Source organism: Quisquiliibacterium transsilvanicum, assembly GCF_014202215.1.
Lineage (GTDB): Bacteria > Pseudomonadota > Gammaproteobacteria > Burkholderiales > Burkholderiaceae_E > Quisquiliibacterium > Quisquiliibacterium transsilvanicum.
In genome coordinates, this window is the sequence record NZ_JACHGB010000005.1 from 280050 (window position 1) to 297229 (window position 17180).

16 protein-coding genes are annotated in these 17180 nt (G+C 69.4%); 6 read left to right on the forward strand and 10 right to left on the reverse strand.

Annotated features, from left to right (window positions below; translation table 11 throughout):
* Window positions 1-103: 103 nt before the first annotated feature.
* Together HNQ70_RS13770 and HNQ70_RS13775 are read right to left on the reverse strand one after the other, a co-directional pair.
* A complete protein-coding gene (locus HNQ70_RS13770; RefSeq protein ID WP_183968561.1) occupies window positions 104-1315 on the reverse strand; it encodes an ABC transporter substrate-binding protein in 1212 nt (403 codons plus the stop codon).
* A gap of 228 nt (window positions 1316-1543) precedes the next feature.
* Window positions 1544-3181: an acyl-CoA synthetase gene (locus tag HNQ70_RS13775; protein WP_183968563.1), complete on the reverse strand. Its 1638-nt coding sequence runs from the start codon at window positions 3179-3181 to the stop codon at window positions 1544-1546.
* A gap of 251 nt (window positions 3182-3432) precedes the next feature.
* Here HNQ70_RS13775 and HNQ70_RS13780 point away from each other — a divergent pair, with 251 nt between their 5' ends.
* Complete coding sequence (locus HNQ70_RS13780) at window positions 3433-4536, forward strand: alkene reductase (RefSeq protein WP_183968565.1); 1104 nt, start codon at window positions 3433-3435, stop codon at window positions 4534-4536.
* Window positions 4537-4573: 37 nt separating this feature from the next.
* On the opposite strand, the gene HNQ70_RS13785 is transcribed toward HNQ70_RS13780, so the two are convergent.
* On the reverse strand, window positions 4574-4945 hold the full coding sequence (locus HNQ70_RS13785; RefSeq protein ID WP_183968567.1) for a group I truncated hemoglobin: 372 nt from the start codon (window positions 4943-4945) through the stop codon (window positions 4574-4576).
* Window positions 4946-4993: 48 nt separating this feature from the next.
* Window positions 4994-5209: a hypothetical protein gene (locus HNQ70_RS13790; protein ID WP_183968569.1), complete on the reverse strand. Its 216-nt coding sequence runs from the start codon at window positions 5207-5209 to the stop codon at window positions 4994-4996.
* Between the two features lie 166 nt (window positions 5210-5375).
* Between HNQ70_RS13790 and HNQ70_RS13795 the strand changes: the two genes are divergently transcribed.
* Entirely contained in the window at window positions 5376-8591 is a 3216-nt protein-coding gene (locus HNQ70_RS13795; RefSeq protein ID WP_183968571.1) for an ATP-binding protein, read from the forward strand.
* Between the two features lie 99 nt (window positions 8592-8690).
* Here HNQ70_RS13795 and HNQ70_RS13800 read toward each other — a convergent pair whose 3' ends face one another.
* Window positions 8691-9137, reverse strand: a complete 447-nt coding sequence (locus HNQ70_RS13800) for an Ivy family c-type lysozyme inhibitor (RefSeq protein WP_183968573.1) — start codon at window positions 9135-9137, stop codon at window positions 8691-8693.
* A gap of 150 nt (window positions 9138-9287) precedes the next feature.
* Here HNQ70_RS13800 and bioB point away from each other — a divergent pair, with 150 nt between their 5' ends.
* From bioB to HNQ70_RS13820, 4 genes are all read left to right on the forward strand, one after another.
* Window positions 9288-10304: a biotin synthase BioB gene (gene bioB, locus HNQ70_RS13805; protein WP_183968576.1), complete on the forward strand. Its 1017-nt coding sequence runs from the start codon at window positions 9288-9290 to the stop codon at window positions 10302-10304.
* A gap of 63 nt (window positions 10305-10367) precedes the next feature.
* Window positions 10368-11315, forward strand: coding sequence for a ketopantoate reductase family protein (locus HNQ70_RS13810; protein WP_183968578.1), 948 nt, complete (start codon window positions 10368-10370; stop codon window positions 11313-11315).
* Entirely contained in the window at window positions 11312-12451 is a 1140-nt protein-coding gene (locus tag HNQ70_RS13815) for an epoxide hydrolase family protein (RefSeq protein WP_183968580.1), read from the forward strand. The genes HNQ70_RS13810 and HNQ70_RS13815 overlap by 4 nt, the downstream gene beginning before the upstream one ends.
* Before the next feature lie 67 nt (window positions 12452-12518).
* Window positions 12519-12986, forward strand: coding sequence for an MAPEG family protein (locus HNQ70_RS13820; RefSeq protein WP_183968582.1), 468 nt, complete (start codon window positions 12519-12521; stop codon window positions 12984-12986).
* 87 nt (window positions 12987-13073) lie between these two features.
* On the opposite strand, the gene HNQ70_RS13825 is transcribed toward HNQ70_RS13820, so the two are convergent.
* The 5 genes from HNQ70_RS13825 to HNQ70_RS13845 are packed head-to-tail and all read right to left on the reverse strand — an operon-like array spanning window position 13074 to window position 16883.
* Window positions 13074-13901 (reverse strand): SDR family NAD(P)-dependent oxidoreductase, encoded by an 828-nt coding sequence (locus HNQ70_RS13825; protein ID WP_183968584.1) that lies wholly within the window; start codon window positions 13899-13901, stop codon window positions 13074-13076.
* Window positions 13902-13929: 28 nt separating this feature from the next.
* Window positions 13930-14349, reverse strand: a complete 420-nt coding sequence (locus tag HNQ70_RS13830) for a MaoC family dehydratase (RefSeq protein WP_183968586.1) — start codon at window positions 14347-14349, stop codon at window positions 13930-13932.
* An 11-nt stretch (window positions 14350-14360) separates the two neighbouring features.
* On the reverse strand, window positions 14361-14804 hold the full coding sequence (locus HNQ70_RS13835) for a MaoC family dehydratase N-terminal domain-containing protein (RefSeq protein WP_183968588.1): 444 nt from the start codon (window positions 14802-14804) through the stop codon (window positions 14361-14363).
* Between the two features lie 59 nt (window positions 14805-14863).
* Window positions 14864-16051: a lipid-transfer protein gene (locus tag HNQ70_RS13840; protein WP_183968590.1), complete on the reverse strand. Its 1188-nt coding sequence runs from the start codon at window positions 16049-16051 to the stop codon at window positions 14864-14866.
* 34 nt (window positions 16052-16085) lie between these two features.
* Entirely contained in the window at window positions 16086-16883 is a 798-nt protein-coding gene (locus tag HNQ70_RS13845; RefSeq protein ID WP_183968592.1) for an enoyl-CoA hydratase/isomerase family protein, read from the reverse strand.
* Window positions 16884-17180 lie beyond the last annotated feature (297 nt).

Consider the following 17180-nt stretch of genomic DNA (forward strand, 5'->3'; position numbering starts at 1 on the left):
GAAAGAAGGGCTCGGGCCAATCGAAGGAGCCGTCCGCCAGCACTTCGCGGCGCACCGCGTCCCCCTCGGGGCCGGTGCGCCGCAGCGGACGGGCTCCGACCGATCAGTCGGTCAGCTTGCCTTCGAGCAGTTCGCCGAACATCTCCCAGCGCTCGCCCTTGAACCGCATCAGCTGCATCTGCTCGATGGGGTAGTGGTCGGTCGGGCTGGTGTTCATCACGATGCCGTTCATCAGCGCGCCGATCTTCAGGTCCTTGAGGTTCTCGGCCTGCTTCATGATGTTGGCGCGCGTGAGGTTGTCGCCGGCCTGCTTGACGATCTGCTCCATCACCTGGGCAGCGGCGTACGCGTACAGGATCAGCGAGTTGGTCTTGTCGCCGCCGGCCATGTACTTGTCGACGAAGGCCTCCCACTCCTTGATCGCCGGATCGTTCTTGAACTGCGGGTCGGTCGGGTCCTTGACGTAGGTGGCGGTGATCGCGTCCTGCGCGTTGTCGTAACCGGCCGGCTTGATCACCGCGCCGGTCGAGGCCGACACGTTGTTCAGGATGTGCACCGGCTTCCACTTCAGCTCGCCCAGCTTGCGGATCGCCATCGCGGCGAACTTCGGCGTGGTGAGGTTCAGGAACATGTCGGCGCCCGAGCCCTTCAGCGCCACCATCTGCGAATCGATGGTCGGGTCGGAGGTCTCGTAGGTGAGCTCCTTGACGATCATCGAGGTCCTGGCGGCCAGGCCGTCGCGGATGCCCTTGTAGATGTCCTTGCCGTAGTCGTCGTTCGGATACAGCACGGCGATCTTGGCGTTCGGGTGGTTCTTCAGGATGTACGCCGCGTAGATGCGTCCCTCGGCCTGGTAGGGCGAGTTGAACGGCATCGTCCAGGGGTATTCCTTGTGGTCGCCGAACTTGGTTCCGCCGCTGGAGACCATCAGCTGCGGCACCTTGCGGCTGTTCATGTACTTCAGGATGGCCGAGTTCGACGGCGTGCCCAGCGTCTGGTACATGAACAGCACCTCGTCGCTTTCAACGAGCTTGCGAGTCTGCTCGACCGCCTTGGGCGGGCTGTACGCATCGTCATAGGAGACGAGGTTGATCTTGCGGCCGTTGATGCCGCCCTTCTCATTGACCATCTTCGTGTAGGCCGCGAGCGTCTGGCCGACGATCCCATAGGCGGAGGCCGGGCCGCTGTAGGGCACGAAGTTGCCGACCTTCACCTCGGTGTCGCTCGCACCCGGATCGTATTTCTTCTGCGCGAGCGCCGGGCTGCCGATCAGCATGGCTGCGGCCGTGAATGTCGAAAGAATCAGGGACTTCATCCGTCTTTGTCTCCGTACCAATGTCGTGTGGGATGCGTTGCAGTGCGCCGGCCCGCGTCGTCGCGCCGGTGGCGCGGCCGTGGACCGATCGACCCCATGGTCGATCGTTCACGCGACCGTGTGCAACGGCCCCGCGTCTCATTGTCTGATACTGGGAAGGGGGCAGCGCGTCCCGGACACCCCTACGGCGCATTCCGGAACGCAACGGGAGAAGCGGCCCGCCGGGCCTCAGCCGGCGGGCTCCAGCGCCTTCTGCGCATAATCGCGCGCGCCCTTGTAGTCCGCCTTGCCGTTCGGCGCGCGGAACATCCTGTCGACCGCGAACACGCGCTTTGGCGACTTGTAGCCTGCCAGCTGGCCGCGCACGTGCCGTCGCAGGGCGTCCTCGTCGAACTCCGCGCCGGCCCGCAGCTCTACCACGGCGGTGACCGCCTGGCCCCACTTGTCGTCGGCCACCCCGATCACCAGCGCATCCTCGACGTCCGGGTGCTGCTTGAGCACCTCCTCGACTTCCTCCGGGAAGACCTTCTCTCCGGCAGTGTTGATGCATCCGCTGCCCCGGCCGAGCAGGGTGATGGTGCCGTCCTCCTCCACCGTGCAGTGGTCGCCGGGCATCGAGTAGCGAACGCCGCCGATGACCGGGAAAGTGGTGCCGGTCTTGACCGGGTCCTTGTAGTAGCCCTCGGGGATCGCGCCGCAGCGGCCGATGATGCCGACCTCTCCCGTTCCCCGGCCCACCTCGCGGCCATCGTGGGCGAAGACCTTGACGTCGTCGCCGAGCTGGAACTTCGCGGTCTCCACGACCCCGTCCGCAGTCATCGCCGACAGCCCGAACCCGACCGCCTCCGACGAACCGAAGGAATCCAGCAGCGTGACCTGGGGCATGTGCCGCAGCAGCCCCTGCTTGACCTCCATGCTCCACATCGTTCCCGACGAGATGATCGACAGCACGCAGGAGACGTCGTAGCGGCCGCCCGCCTCGTCGAGCGAGCGCAGCATCGGCTTGGCGAAGGCGTCGCCCACGATGATGAGCTGGTCCACGCGGTGCCGGTGCACCGCGTCCCAGAGCTCGTCCGCGTCGAAATGTGCCGAGGGCAAGGTGACCACCGTCCCTGCATTGACCAGGGCGGTGATCCCCGAGAGCAGGCCGGTGCCGTGCATCAGCGGGCAGGCCGGCAGGCAGGTCGGCCCCTGGCCGGCCTCCTGGACGATCTGCAGGTGATCGGCGAGATCCTGCGGCACCCGCTCCACCAGGGCCGGGTTGATCAGCGCGCGGCGCAGCGCATCCTGCCGCCACATCACGCCCTTGGGCATGCCGGTGGTGCCGCCCGTGTAGATGAAGAAGAGGTCATCGGGCGAGCGCCGGAGGCTCAGAGGCTCGCCGGAACCCGTCTCGGCAAGCACGTCGAAGACCGTTGCGAACCCGGGCAGCGGCTCGGCCGAGCCGTCGTCCACCACCAGCCAGCGCCGCACGCCGGGCAGCCGCGGCTGGATCGCCCGCACGATCGGCGAGAACTCGCGCCCGAACACCACCGTGGTCGCGTCCGAGTTCTCCAGGATGTAGCGCACCTCTTCGGCGGCATAGCGGTAGTTGACGTTGACGTGCACCTGGCGCGCCTTGAACGCGGCGACGCTGCCCTCCAGGTAGGCGGGGTGGTTGCGCAGGTACAGCGCCAGCTTCTCGTCCGGCTGCGCGCCGTCCTCGAGCAGCGCGCGCGCCAGGTTGTTGGTGCGCGCGCCCAGCCGGCCCCAGGTGGTGACCCGGTCGCCATGCACCAGCGCAGGCCGGTCGGGCGGCACCACCCTGGCCAGGCCGTCGAAGATGTCGCCGTAGTTCCAGATCCCGCCGCTCGTCTCGTCGCTCATGTGTCTCCTCCGGGGTTCGGCTCGTGACGGACTTCCGGTCCGGCCCGGATGCCGCCTCGTACTCTTGTCTCCTCGGACCGATCCTACCCGTCGGCGGCGGACCTGCCATCGGGCGGGACCCGCCCCCGGAACGCCGAAGCTGCCATCGGCGCCGAAGCGGAATGCGCCGCCGGGCCGAAGCGGAATGCGCCGCCGGGCCGGGGCGGGAACGCCGGTGTATGGTCCGGCGCACTTTTCGTCCGGAGCCCCGAATGACCAATACCGACCTGTTCGCACCCTGCACGTTCAACGGCCTGCCGCTGAAGAACCGCATCGTCATGTCGCCCCTGACCCGCGCGCGCGCGGACATGGAAGGCAATGCCGGGGCGCTGCAGGCGGAGTACTACGCGCAGCGCGCGTCCGCTGGCCTGCTGATCACCGAAGCGACCGCGGTGCTGCCCGAGGGGCGCGGCGGCCCCTTCCTCCCCGGCCTCTGGGACGAGCGGCACGTCGCCGCCTGGCGGCTCACCACCGAGGCGGTGCATGCGAAGGGCGGCAGGATCTTCTGCCAGCTCTGGCATGCCGGCAGGCTGAGCCACTCCTCGCTGCATCCGAAGGGCCAGCCGCCGGTGGCGCCCTCGCCCTACCGCCAGAAGGGAAAGGTGGTGGGGGCCAACGGCCTGGCCGACTACGAGGAGGCGCGCGAACTGCGCCTGGACGAGCTGCCGGGCGTGGTCGATGCGTTCCGCCAGGCGGCCCGCCGCGCCAGGGAAGCGGGCTTCGACGGCGTCGAGGTGCACGGCGCGCACAGCTACCTGCTGGACAGCTTCCTGCGCGACATGACCAACAGGCGCACCGACGCCTACGGCGGCACGATCGAGAACCGCGCCCGCCTGCTGCTGGAGGTGATGGCTGCGGTCGCGCAGGTGTGGGACCCGGAGCGCACCGCGGTGCGGCTGTCGCCGATCGGCCATGCCTACGACGCCTGGGACAGCGACCCGGAGTCGCTGTTCACCCACGTCGTCGAGCAGCTCAACGCGCTGCGGATCGGATGGCTGGACCTGGTCGAAGGCGACACCGGCGTGTCACGCGATGCCGAGCCGTCCTTCGACCTGGGCAAGCTGCGCCGGCTGTTCAAGGGCGCCCTGATCGCCAACAACCTCTACGACCTGGAGCTCGCAGTGCAGGCCCGGCGCACCGATGCCGCCGACCTGATCGCCTTCGGGCGCCCGTTCATCGGCAACCCGGACCTGGTGGAGCGGCTGCAGGCCGGCGCGCCCCTGGTGGAGGCGGACCGCCGGACCTACTACAGCGGCGGGGAGAAGGGCTACATCGATTTTCCGCCGATGTCGCGGGAAGACGCCGCCGCAGGCTGACGAGGCAGGGCGCGCGGCGGCAGCGTGCGGGCACCACCTACACGCGGACGACCTCGCCCTTGAGCGACCACAGGATCCCGAGCACCTCGGTGCGGGTCGGCGCGTCGATCCCGTTCGTCTCGAGCGCAGCCATCGCGTCGTCCAGGACCGCGACGAACTCCTGCTCGCTGATGTTCATGCCCTTGTGGGTCGCGAGCATGTCCTGGCCCGAATAGGTTTCTGGCCCGCCGGACCCCGCACAGAAGAACTCGACCGCACGGCGCTCGACCCTGGCCAGGTCCTCGCTGCGCGCATAGCGGGCGCTCACCAGCGGATTCGCCAGATGGTTGCGCAGCAGGTCGCGGGTGATCCGGGTGATGCCTGCGTGGCCTCCGAGGCGTTCGTACAGCGACGGGACGGATTGAGTCATGGTGATCTCCTCTCTTGGATGGTCGGCGGACGGCTCGCGGCCAGGCGGTCACTGCTTCCCGCGACGCAACTGCTGCATCCAGGACTCGTACTCGCGCGCTCCTTCGTCGGCCCCTCCACCGGTCAGGTCCCGGCGCAGGCTGCCCAGGCGCCGGTCGAGTTCCTGTTCGACCCGATGCAGCGTCTCGGCGGTGAGAGGACCCGGCACGGTCAGCACCGCGCTGCAGTTGCCGGGCAGGGGGACGGTGAATTCGAGGTCGTTCATGGCGTGCTCCTTTGGTGTTCGGCGGACCGAATCCCGGACCGCCTGCACGCAGCATCGCCGCATGGTGTTCCTGGATCGTTCCTGGCAGCGGCTGTGACGAAAACCGCGGACAGGGAAGGCCGGCGGGGTGCTTTACGCTCGGGCGTTCCGGGGCGCACACTGCCTCATGGAAGCGAACGCCAGGCATCGTTCTTCCCGCCCGGACTCCCGCCTCGACGTCCTGCTGCTCGGGGCGTTTTCGGTGTGCATCGGCGGCAGCGAGTTGCCGGCCGAGCGCTGGCCCAGCCTGCGTGCAGCGCATCTGGTTCAGTTGCTCGCGCTGCAGCCGCGTCACCGGATGAGCCGCGACCTGGTCATCGACGCGCTATGGCCCCGGCTCGAGCCAGATGCCGGCGCCGCCAACCTGCGCAAGGCGCTGCACCATGCGCGGCAGGCGCTGGGCCGCCATGACGCCATCGTCCAGCAGGCCGGCGAACTGCTGCTCTGGCCGGACGGCACGCTGGTCGTGGATGCCAACGCCTTCGAAATCGGTGCAGCGGCAGCGTTGGCGACGCGCGATCCGCAGGCCTGCGCCGACGCCGCGTCGGCCTGCGCCGGCGACCTGCTGCCCGGTGCCCGGTATGAGCCCTGGACCGAGGCTCCTCGCGAACGCATGCATGCGCTGCACCTCGACCTTCTGCGCGCGAGCGCACAGTGGGAGCGGCTGGCTCAGCTGGAGCCTGCCGACGAGCCGGCGCACCGCGAGCTGATGCAGCGGGCGCTCGAGAGCGGCAATCGCGCCGAGGCCGTGCGCTGGTATGCGCGCCTGCGCGAGGCGCTTCAGCAGACGCTTGGCGTGCCGCCGGACGCCCGGACCGAAGCGCTCTACGAACGCTGCGTCGAGGGGCTCCAGACGACGGGCCCGGCCCTGGTCGGACGCGAGCCGGAGATCGCCCAGGCGATGGCGCTGCTCGGCACCGCGGCCGCCGAGCGCACCGGCGGCCTGGGGCTGCGCGGACCCGCAGGCATCGGCAAGAGCACGCTCTGCCGCGAGATTGCAGCACGGGCGCGAGCCCGCGGCTGGCGGGTGCTGCGCGTGGACGCGACGGGAACCGGTCGCGCCTACGCGGTCGCGGCCACCCTGGCAGAGCGCATGGTCGTCGAAGATCGCAGCCTGCTCGACCGGATCGGCACGCAGGCGCGGACGGTGCTCGCGCAGCTCACGTCGATCGCCGCGCCCTCCGAGCGGCTGCCGGGTCCGCTGGGCCGTCATCAGGTGGTCGGGGCCATCCGCCGCCTGCTGGTGGCCGGAGCCCCGGAGGCCGGCGTGCTGCTGCAGGTCGACGATGCGCACCTGATCGACGATGCCGACGTCGACGTGATCATGCAGCTGGCGATGGCGGGTCCGCCGGTCTTCCTGTTGATCGCAACGAGAGCCCCGGCGCAGGGAAGTGCCCTGGCGCGAGGCGTGGCGCGCCTGCAGCGCGCGGGCGTGCTCCAGGTGATCGAGCTCGATCCGCTGGCCGATGACGATTCCCGGCAGCTGATCGCACGCGCGGCACCGGCGGCGCTTTCCGAGGCAATCGTCGAGCAACTGGCCCGGGCAGCCGAGGGCAATCCGTTCGCCGCGATCGAGCTGGCGCGGTGCGCCTCGTCCGGAGCGCCCCAGAAGCTTCCCTTCAGTGCCGCCGGGGCGATCACCGAGCGTTTGTGCGACGTGCCCGCTCCAGCGCTGCTGTTGCTGGAATGGCTGGCCCTGGCGGGCGACGCGCCGGATGCCCCCACTGCCGAGGCACTGGGCGCCGAGGCAGGGGTGGCCACCTTCGAAGCACTGGACCAGGCCCTCGAGGCCGGCGTGCTTGTGCCGGTGGAGGGCCGCTACCGCTTCCGGCACGAACTGGTGCGGCAGGCGCTGGTCGAGCGGGTTCCGCCGCATCGGCGCCTGCGGATGCACCGGCGCATCGCAATGAGGCTCGCAGAGTTGGACGCGCCGCCCGCGTCCGTGGCCAGGCAGTGGCTGGACGCAGGCAGCCCGCAGGAGGCGCAGCCCTGGCTTCTTGCCGCCGCACGCGAGGCGGTTCGGCTGGCCGCCTTCAGCGACGCGCTGCGGCACCTGGCACCGGTGCTCGGCTTCCAGCCGGAACACGCCGAGGCGCTGCGCCTGCGCGCCGAGGCCCTGGACGCGATGGGCGAGCCTGCAGCACTCGCTGCCTACCGGCAGGCAGCGCAGGCCGCCGAGCTGGATGCACGCGACGATCTCCTCGCCAAGGCCGCGCTGGCTCAGGTGAAGCTCGGCGATCCGAAGGGCGCGCTGGTGGCCCTCGAGGGCCTGCGGCCGGGCAGCGTCGAGGGCCGGCTGTGCGAGGCGCTCGCCTACGCGGGCGCAGCAGCCCTGGGCGCGGCGGACCCCGCGATGGGCACCGCGAAGGCGGCGGCCGCGCGGCGCCTGGCGCTGGAATCGGGCGACACGACCTCGCTGGTGATCGCGTCCTGGGCGCAGGCAGCAGCCGCACATGCCCGCGGCGAGCTCCACCACAGCGTCTGGGCGGATCTGCAGGAGACCAGCCACCTGCCGCATCTTGCAGTGCGCGTCTTCGACGGCCACCTGTGCATCACGCAGCGCTTTCTCTATGGCGCACGGCCCTATCCGGAGGTGATCGCCTTCGCCGATGCGCTGGGATGCGAAGCGCTGCGCCTGGGGGCCGCGCGCGGCCACGCGTTCGCCACGACCCTGCGCGGCGAGGCCGAATGGCTGTCCGGCGACCTGCAGTCCGCGCGCGAGCACCTGCGAGCAGGCGCGCGGCTGCACCGCGCGATCGGTGGCGCGGTCGGTGAAGCCCTGTCCCTGCAGCGTCTCTCCGAGATCTGCCTGCATGAAGGCCGACGCGACGAGGCGCGCGCAATGATCGACGAGGCGCTGGACGTGGCACGCCAGACCGACATCGGCTTCCACCTGCTGGACCGGATCTACGGCACGCGGATCGCGCTGCACGCCGGCGATCCGCAGGCAGCGCTGCACGTGATGGAGGATGCCGCGGCATCGGTGCGCGGTCCGCTCGAAACCTGCCCCGGGTGCAGGATCACCTTCGCCGTTCCCGCCGCGATCGCCGCTGCGCGCGCAGGCGAACTGGAACTTGCCCAGCAGCACGAGAAGCAGTGCGCCTACCTGGCCGACGTGGTGATGCGCCTGCCCGCCTGGCACGCGGCGCACGAGGAGGTGCGCGGCCATATCGCGGCGGCTGCCGGCGCGAACGCCGGCGAGGCAGCGACACGCTTCGCAGCGGCCGCACTGGGCTTTCGCGCTGCCGGACAGCCCATAGACGCGGAACGCTGCGCGCAGCTCGCCGCGGATTCCTCATCCGGGCCCAGGCGCCGGACCGGAGCTTCGCGCCGGCGAGGCTGATCACGCGCCTCGCGTCGGCGCGTCAGTCCGCCGGGTCGGTCGAGCGGACACGGCGGCTTCCGGCCAGGGCACGACTGACGGGCACGCTCAAACTCCGCATCACCGTCCCTGCCGCCACTCCTGGCGCCACAGCTTCTCGAGCTCGCCTGCCATCTCCGGCGGGGGCGCGCCAAGCAGCCTGCTGCGGCCTGCCCGGTGCACCAGGGCATGCACCCGTCCCGACGACGGATCGTGCAGCAGCACCAGGTTGTTGTCGCCGCAATCGTGCGGCTTGCACACCGCGGCCAGCGTGTAGGCCGTGCCCGACAGGGTGACGCTTCGCAGCTGAGGCGCCGGCCCCTCCAGGCGTGCCACCCAGCGCTCGCCGCCGGAGAGTGGTGCCGCGGCCTTGGCCCAGGCGGCGCGAAAGCCCGCGTCCTTAAGCAGGTCCCCGGGGCTGCCGGCGGCAGGCTGCTGCGCACCGGCGGGCAGGGCGCACGCGAACCCGAGCGTGAAGATCACGGCAGCAAGTGCCGAGCGTCGAGAATTCCGGTGGGGACCTGACATGGCGTTCTCCCTTGCGGCGATGACGAACGGTCAGCGTACCGCTTCCGGCCCCGTGCCGCGACGCCCGCCGCACGATCCGGAACCCGGCCCGGCGATTTGCCTGCGGGCGCCGCCGTCTGTTTCAATCGGCCTCCCCCTGCAGGAGATCCCATGACCGTCGTCGCCACCGTTTCACCCGAATCCCTCCGCCGCACCGCCGCCCCGTCGAGGGCCGCTGCCGCTCCGCAGCGCTGGCGCGTCGAGGACGTCGAGGCGCTGTTCGAGACGCCCTTCATGGACCTGGTCTATCGCGCCCAGCAGGTGCATCGCGAGCACTTCGACCCGAACACCGTGCAGCTGTCGACGCTGTTGTCGATCAAGACCGGCGGCTGCGCCGAAGACTGCGGCTACTGCGCGCAGTCGGCGCACTTCGAGACCGGAGTGGAGGCCGCGAAGCTGATGCCGCTGGACGAGGTGCTCGAAGCCGCGCGCGCCGCGAAGGCCAAGGGAGCCACCCGCTTCTGCATGGGTGCGGCATGGCGATCGCCGAAAGCCCGCGACATGGAACGCGTGACCGAGATGGTGCGCGAGGTGAAGTCGCTGGGCATGGAAACCTGCATGACGCTGGGCATGCTCGACGGCCAGCAGGCGAGGGCGCTGAAGGACGCCGGCCTCGACTACTACAACCACAACCTGGACACCGCGCCGGAGTATTACGGCAAGGTGATCGGCACGCGCACCTACCAGGACCGCCTGGACACCCTGGACCAGGTCCGCTCCGCCGGCATCAGCGTGTGCTGCGGCGGCATCGTCGGCATGGGCGAAACCCGCGCGCACCGGGCCGGGCTGATCGCCCAGCTGGCCAACATGGAGCCGTACCCGGACACGGTGCCCATCAACAACCTGGTCCCGATTCCCGGCACGCCGCTGGGCGACGTGGCCCCGATCGACCCCTTCGAGTTCGTCCGCACGATCGCGGTGGCGCGCATCACGATGCCCCGGACCGTGGTGCGGCTCTCCGCCGGACGCCAGCAGATGGACGAGGCTCTGCAGGCGCTCTGCCTGATGGCGGGCGCAAGCTCGATCTTCTACGGCGAGCAGCTGCTGACCACCGCCAACCCCGAGGCCGACCGGGACCGCGCGCTGCTCGCCCGCCTCGACCTGAGCACCGAAACGATCGCCACCTGAACCTGGCCTGACCGACCGAGGCCGCGGACATCGAACCGGCGGCCCGGCGATGGAGGAGACGACATGAAGATCCTGATACTGGGCGCCGGCGCGATCGGCGGCTATTTCGGCGCACGGCTGCAGCAGGCAGGCGCCGACGTCACCTTCCTGGTGCGAAGCCGGCGCGCCGCGCAGCTCGCCGAGCACGGCCTCGCCGTTCGGAGCCCGTTCGGAGACTTCGACGTGCAGCCGCGCTGGGTTGAAGCCACGGCGGTGCGCGAGCCCTACGACCTCGTGCTGCTCACCTGCAAGGCCTATGACCTCGACGGCGCGCTCGAGGCGATCGCCCCGGCGATGGGGCCTTCGACCCATGTGCTGCCGCTGCTCAACGGCCTGTCGCATCTCGACCGGCTGGCGCAGGTCTTCGGCGCCGAACGCGTGGTGGGGGGATGCTGCTCGATCCCGGTCACGCTCGGCCCGAAAGGCGAGGTTCTGCACCTGGCGAAGATGCACCGGATCGCCTTCGGCCCGCTGCCGGGCACCAGCCCGGATGCACGCGCCAAGCTCGAACAGTTGCATGGATTCCTGTCGAAGACGCCGGTCGATTCGGTGCTCGTCGACGACATGCGGCAGGAGATGTGGGAGAAGTTCGTCGGCCTGTGCACGCTCGCCGCGATGACCTGCCTGATGCGCGCCGCGGTCGGCGACATCGTCTCCAGCGAGGAGGGCACTGCGCTGATGACCGAGGCCTTGGACGCCTGCGCAGGCACCGCCACTGCCAACGGCCACCCGCCGCGCGAGGCGGCGATGGGCGGCTTCCGGCGGATGCTCTTCGATCCGGCCTCGGCCGGCATGGCCTCCATGCTGCGCGACCTGGAAGGCGGCCACCGCACCGAAGGCCGCCACGTGGTCGCCGACATGCTGCACCGGGCCCGCGCCGCCGGCGTCGACCCCGGACCGCTGCGCGCGGCATGGTGCCACCTGGAGAGCCATGAGCTGCGGGCACGGCGCGAGGCCAGGAGCACCGAATGACCGACGCCATCCGCCCCTTCCGCATCGCAGTCCCCGACACGGTCCTCGACGACCTGCGCGCCCGCCTGCGCAACACCCGCTGGCCTGAGGCCGAGACCGTGGACGACTGGAGCCAGGGCGTGCCGCTGGCCTGGATGCGCGAGGTGTGCGCCTACTGGGCCGAGGACTACGACTGGCGCGCGCGCGAGGCGCTGCTCAATCGCTTCGACCAGTTCGTCACGCAGATCGACGGGCTGGACATTCATTTCGTCCACGTGCGTTCGCCGCATCCGCAGGCAACGCCGCTGCTGATCACCCATGGCTGGCCTGGGTCCATCGTCGAGTTCCACAAGGTGATCGAGCCGCTGGTGGATCCGGTGCGCTTCGGCGGCGACGCTGCCGACGCCTTCCACGTGATCTGCCCTTCGCTGCCCGGCTACGCGTTCTCGGGCAAGCCCTCCGGCACCGGCTGGGGCGTGGACCGCATCGCCCAGGCCTGGGCCGCGCTGATGGCGCGGCTGGGCTACGCGCGCTACTTCGCGCAGGGCGGAGACTGGGGTTCGGCGGTCACCTCGGCGCTGGGCGCGCTGGACCCGGCGCATTGCGGGGGAATCCACGTCACGCTGGCCTCGGAGACGCGGCCCGACGTCGGCGACGAACCGACCGAGGAAGAGAAGCGCGCGATGCGCGGTCAGCGCCATTACCGCAAGTGGGATTCGGGCTACTCGAAGCAGCAGGGCACGCGTCCGCAGACCCTCGGCTACGGCCTCACCGACTCCCCGTCCGGGCAGGCCGCCTGGATCCTGGAGAAGTTCTGGGCCTGGACCGACTGCGACGGCCACCCGGAGAATGTGCTCGGCCGCGACGAGCTGCTCGACAACGTGATGCTCTACTGGGTGACCGCGAGCGCCGCGTCGTCCGCGCGCCTGTACTGGGAGAGCTTCGGCAAGGGCGGCGAGCGCCCGCCGATCGACGTGCCCACCGGCGTGGCTGTCTTCCCGAAAGAGATCATCACGCCGGTGCGCAAGTGGATGGAGCCGCGCTTCCGCAACATCGTGCACTGGAACGAGATGCCCAGGGGCGGGCACTTCGCGGCCTTCGAGCAGCCGGTGCTTTACGTGGAGGAGGTGCGGGGGTTCTTCCGGACCTTGCGCTGACGCTCGCGTCGCGCGCAAGCTGAAACCTGGACGGGGCCGCCGAATGCCCCGCCTTCCCGGAGGCCCCATGAACGAGATCAGCCTGGCGAACCCGCTGTTCGCCACCTACGCGATCGCCGCGTCGATCATGATCCTCAAGGCCGTCGGCATGTCCTGGCTGACGGTGCTGCGGATGATGCAGGTGAAGGGCGGCTATCGCTCGCCCGAGGACCTGCGCAGGACGCCGCTCAACCCGGCACCCAACCCCGCGCAGCTACAGCCCGACGAGCGCGTCGAGCGCATCCGCCGCATCCAGATGAACGACCTGGAGAACCTGCCCTTCTTCCTGGCGGCGGGCTTCCTGTACGTGCTCAGCGAGCCATCGCTCGTCGAGGCGCGCTGGGTGCTCTATGGCTACGTGGTGTCGCGGCTGCTGCACTTCGGGGCCTACCTGAGCGCGCGCACCCACGACACCCGCGCCACGCTGTGGACCATCGGTTCGCTGCTTCTGGTCTACATGGCGGGGCGGGTGCTCGTCGTTGCGCTCGGGGGCTGACTGCGTCCGGGCGCTTCCAGGCAGCGCCCCCGGAGCGCGCGAGGTCGCCGCTCTTCATGGCCTGGGGGTCCTTCGGCATGCAGGTGTTCAGATCGACCCGAAGCCACCACCGCAGATGACCACCTGACCGGACACGTAGTCGGACTCTGGCGTGCAGAGCATGTACACCGCGCCCGCGCCGTCGTCCGGGGTTCCGGCTCGCCCAAGCGGAATGGTGGCCTTGGCCATGGCCATCAGGTCCGGGTTCACCCCGACCTTAATGTTGCGGCCCTCGATGTTCACCGTGGCGTTGCCGTCGGCGGTGACCTCGGTCAGGCGCGTATTGATCAGCCCGAAGGCCACGCAGTTCACGTTGACCTTCAGCCGGCCCCACTCCTTGGCCATCGTCTTGGTCAGGCCGATGATCCCGGCCTTGGCCGACGAATAGTTGACCTGTCCAGCGTTGCCGCCGGCGGCGACCGAGGAGATGTTGACCACCTTGCGGAAGACCTCCACCCCCGCGGCGGCATCGGCCTTGGCAGCGGCACTGATCACCGGGTAGGCGGCGCGCAGGATGCGGAACGGCGCCGTCAGGTGGCAGTCGAGGATCGCGTACCACTGCTCGTCCGTCATCTTGTGGATGACGCTGTCCCAGGTGTATCCGGCGTTGTTGACGATGATGTCGATCGCCTTGTAGTTGTCCACCGCCGCCTTGATGAACCGGTCGGCGAAGTCCGGAGCCGTCACGCTGCCGGCGCAGGCCACCGCGTCGCCGCCCTTGCCGCGGATCTCCTCGACGACCGCGTGCGCCGGCTCGGCGTCGAGGTCGTTGACCACCACCCGCGCGCCGTTGGCCGCGAGTTTCAGCGCCAGGCTGCGGCCGATGCCGCGCCCCGATCCCGTGACCAGCGCCACCTTCCCTTCGAGCTGCTTCATCTCCGTTCCTCCGTTCCGATGGGTTCGTTCAATCCAGGGCCACGACCGCCTCGCCGAGGATCTTGTCCTCGCCGTACTGGTTCGCGCAGCGCAGCTCCACCCTGACGCGCTTCTCGCCAGCCTCCTCGTACTTCTCGACGACGCGTCCGGCGCAGGCGGGCGCATGCCCGAGCTGCGTGATCCCGGTGAAACGCATCGATACCCTCCGCAATCTCTGCTGCGGCACCCAGCCCGTGAGCAGGCGTCCCAGGTAGGCGGCCGACAGCATCCCGTGGGCGAACACGTCCGGCATCCCGCACCGGCGCGCGAAATCGAGGTCGATATGGATCGGGTTGTGGTCGCCAGAGGCGCCGGCGTAGAGCGCCAGCGTCGTGCGGCTGATCGGCGGCAGGCTCAGGACCGGCAGCGCGTCGCCCACATTCACGTCTTCGAACTTCGGCGTCTTCATGCTTGCGGTCCTCAGGCGTTGCGCTGGACGACCGAGGAGCGCATGTCAGCGACGTGCTCCCCCGCCTGGTTGGTGATTCTGGTCTCCTGCACGACGAACTCCAGGGCGCCGTTCTTCTTGTCGTAGACGTCGCCGACGCGGGTGTCGAAGCTCAGCGTATCCCCCGCGTAAGCCATCCGGTGATAGACGAACTCCTGCTCCGCATGCAGGATCCGCCCTAGGTCGAAGCCGAGCACCTTCAGCGTCTCGACCAGGTTCCGCCCCTCGCCCTCCAGGCACATCAGGAAAGTGGGGGGAACCGGAAGCGACCGATGCCCGGCGGCCTTCGCGGCGGCCTCGTCGACGTAGACCGGATCGCTCTCCCCGATCGCCTTCGCGAAGAAGCGCAGCCTCCCCTTCTCCACTTCCGCGACCGTCACGCCGAGCGAACGGCCGATCAGGCTCTTGTCTGCCATTCCTGTTTCACTCCTCTGCGATGTCCCGTGAGCGCATTCCTTGCGCCCACGGCGATTCCTCAGCCGTTGCGGCCGTACAGCGTCACCACGCAGGCGCCGCCGAGTCCGAGGTTGTGTTGCAGCGCGAGCGTCGCGCCCTCCACCTGACGCCTGTCCGCGGTGCCACGAAGCTGGTGGGTCAGCTCGTAGCACTGCGCCAGCCCGGTGGCGCCCAGCGGATGTCCCTTGGACAGCAGCCCGCCCGACGGGTTGGTGACCACCGCCCCCCCGTAGGTGTTGTCGCCGTCGCTCACGAACTTCTCCGCGCCGCCCTCGGAACAGAAGTCGAGCGCTTCGTAGGTGAGCAGCTCGTTGTGCGCGAAACAGTCGTGCAGTTCGGCAACGCGGATGTCCTCCGGACCGACGCCTGCCTGCTCGTAGACTTCGCGCGCGGCAGCGCGGGCCATGTCGAAGCCCACCATCCGGATCATCGAAGGCGGCTCGAAGGAGCTGACGGTGTCGGTGGTCATCGACTGCGCGAGGATCGCCACGTCGGTGCGAAGGCCGTGCTTCTTCGCGAAGCGCTCCGAGACCAGCAGCGCGGCGGCCGCTCCGCAAGTGGGCGGACAGGCCATCAGCCGGGTCATCACGCCGGGCCAGATCTGCTGGTCGGCCATGACGTCCTCCGTGCTCACCACCTTCCTGAAAATCGCCAGCGGGTTGTTCGCCGCATGCCGGCTGGCCTTCGCGCGAATCGCGGCGAAGGTCTCCACCTTCGTTCCATAGCGCTGCATGTGCTCGCGACCTGCCCCGCCGAAGTGGCACAAGGCCATCGGGATCCGGACGTCACCGCAGAGCTCGTCGGCCACCGCCTGGCCCTTGCCCATGATCGGCGGACGGTCCTGCCACACCGTTCCGAGCGCCCCGGGCTTCATCTGCTCGAAGCCCAACGCGAGCGCACAGTCGACCACCCCGCTTTCCACCGCCTGGCGAGCCAGGTAGAGCGCGGTGGAGCCGGTGGAGCAGTTGTTGTTGACGTTGACGATGGGGATGCCGCTCAGGCCGACTTCGTACAGCGCCGACTGTCCAGCGGTCGAATCACCGTAGACGTAGCCGACATAGGCCTGCCGGATCAGCTCGTAGCCCGCCCCCGCGTCCGCCAGCGCGAGCCGGACGGCCTCGGCCCCCATCTCGATGTAGGAAGCGCTGGCGCCAGGCTTCGTGAACGGAATCATGCCGACGCCGGCGACGTGGACCTTCTGTGTCATCCGAGTGCTCTCCTGGTTGTCCGATCGGGTGTATTCAGTCCGGTGCGCTGCCCGAGAAGCGGGGCGCACGCTTCTCGACGAAGGCCGTCACTCCCTCGCGGCCGTCGGCGGAGCGGGCACACTCGAGGAGCGCGTCCCGCTCGAGGTCGAGATGCATTCTCAGGTCATGCTCGTGCGCCGCGTCGCACAGACGCTTGATTCCGCCGAGCGACTTCCTGGCACCGCGCGCGAGTTGGGCGGCAAGGGTGCAGGCAGCTGCCATCAGGTCTTGCGAATCGTGCAGCTCGTCGACGATGCCCCAGCGAAGACACTGCTCCGCGCTGATCGCCCGGTTGGTCATCAGGATCTGCTTTGCGCGCGCGGCGCCAGCCCGGCGCGCCAGGTACCAGGAAGCGCCGAGATCGGGGCTCAGGCCGATGGCCGAATAGCCGCCCCTGAGCTTCATCTCCGGAGACGCAAACACCAGGTCGGCGCAGAGGGCGATCGCGATGCCAGCACCGCCCACGGGTCCCTGCACCGCGCTGATCACTGGAACCGGAAGGGTCGCCAGACGGTGGATCGTCGGATGCACGCTGGAGAGGATCTCCTCGATGAGCGCGTCAAGGTGATCGCGCCGCTCGACGAACTCGTCGATGTCGCCGCCCGCACAGAACTGCCGGCCATTCGACGAGATCACGATCACGCCGACCTCGGCCTGCGCGGCCTGCTCGACGACCGAGTTCAGCTGCCGTGCCGCGGTCGTGTTCAGTGCATTGGCCGCTTCCGGCCTGTTCAGGCGGATGTGACCGACGCCGTCCTCGACGTGCCAAAGCACGAATCCCATGCCGCTCATTCGCATGCTCCGTTCCCGATCGGCGACCCTCGCCGTTGTCCGTGGAAATCGCATTCGATTCTCGGCAGCGCGGCGGATCAACGCATCGTCCGAACGGGTAGAAATCCTCGGCTCTCAACTGTCCCGGTTATGCCGCCGATGGCTCCCGGCCGCCCGTCGATCCGGACGCGTCGGGAGATCATCGAATCATCCTTTTGAACGAGGGCGAAGATCGATTTCCATCCTTTCGTTCGATGAAGAGGACCTCGCCGGTCGTCAGACTGTCTCCGATACAGCAACGATCCGCGGACCGCCGTC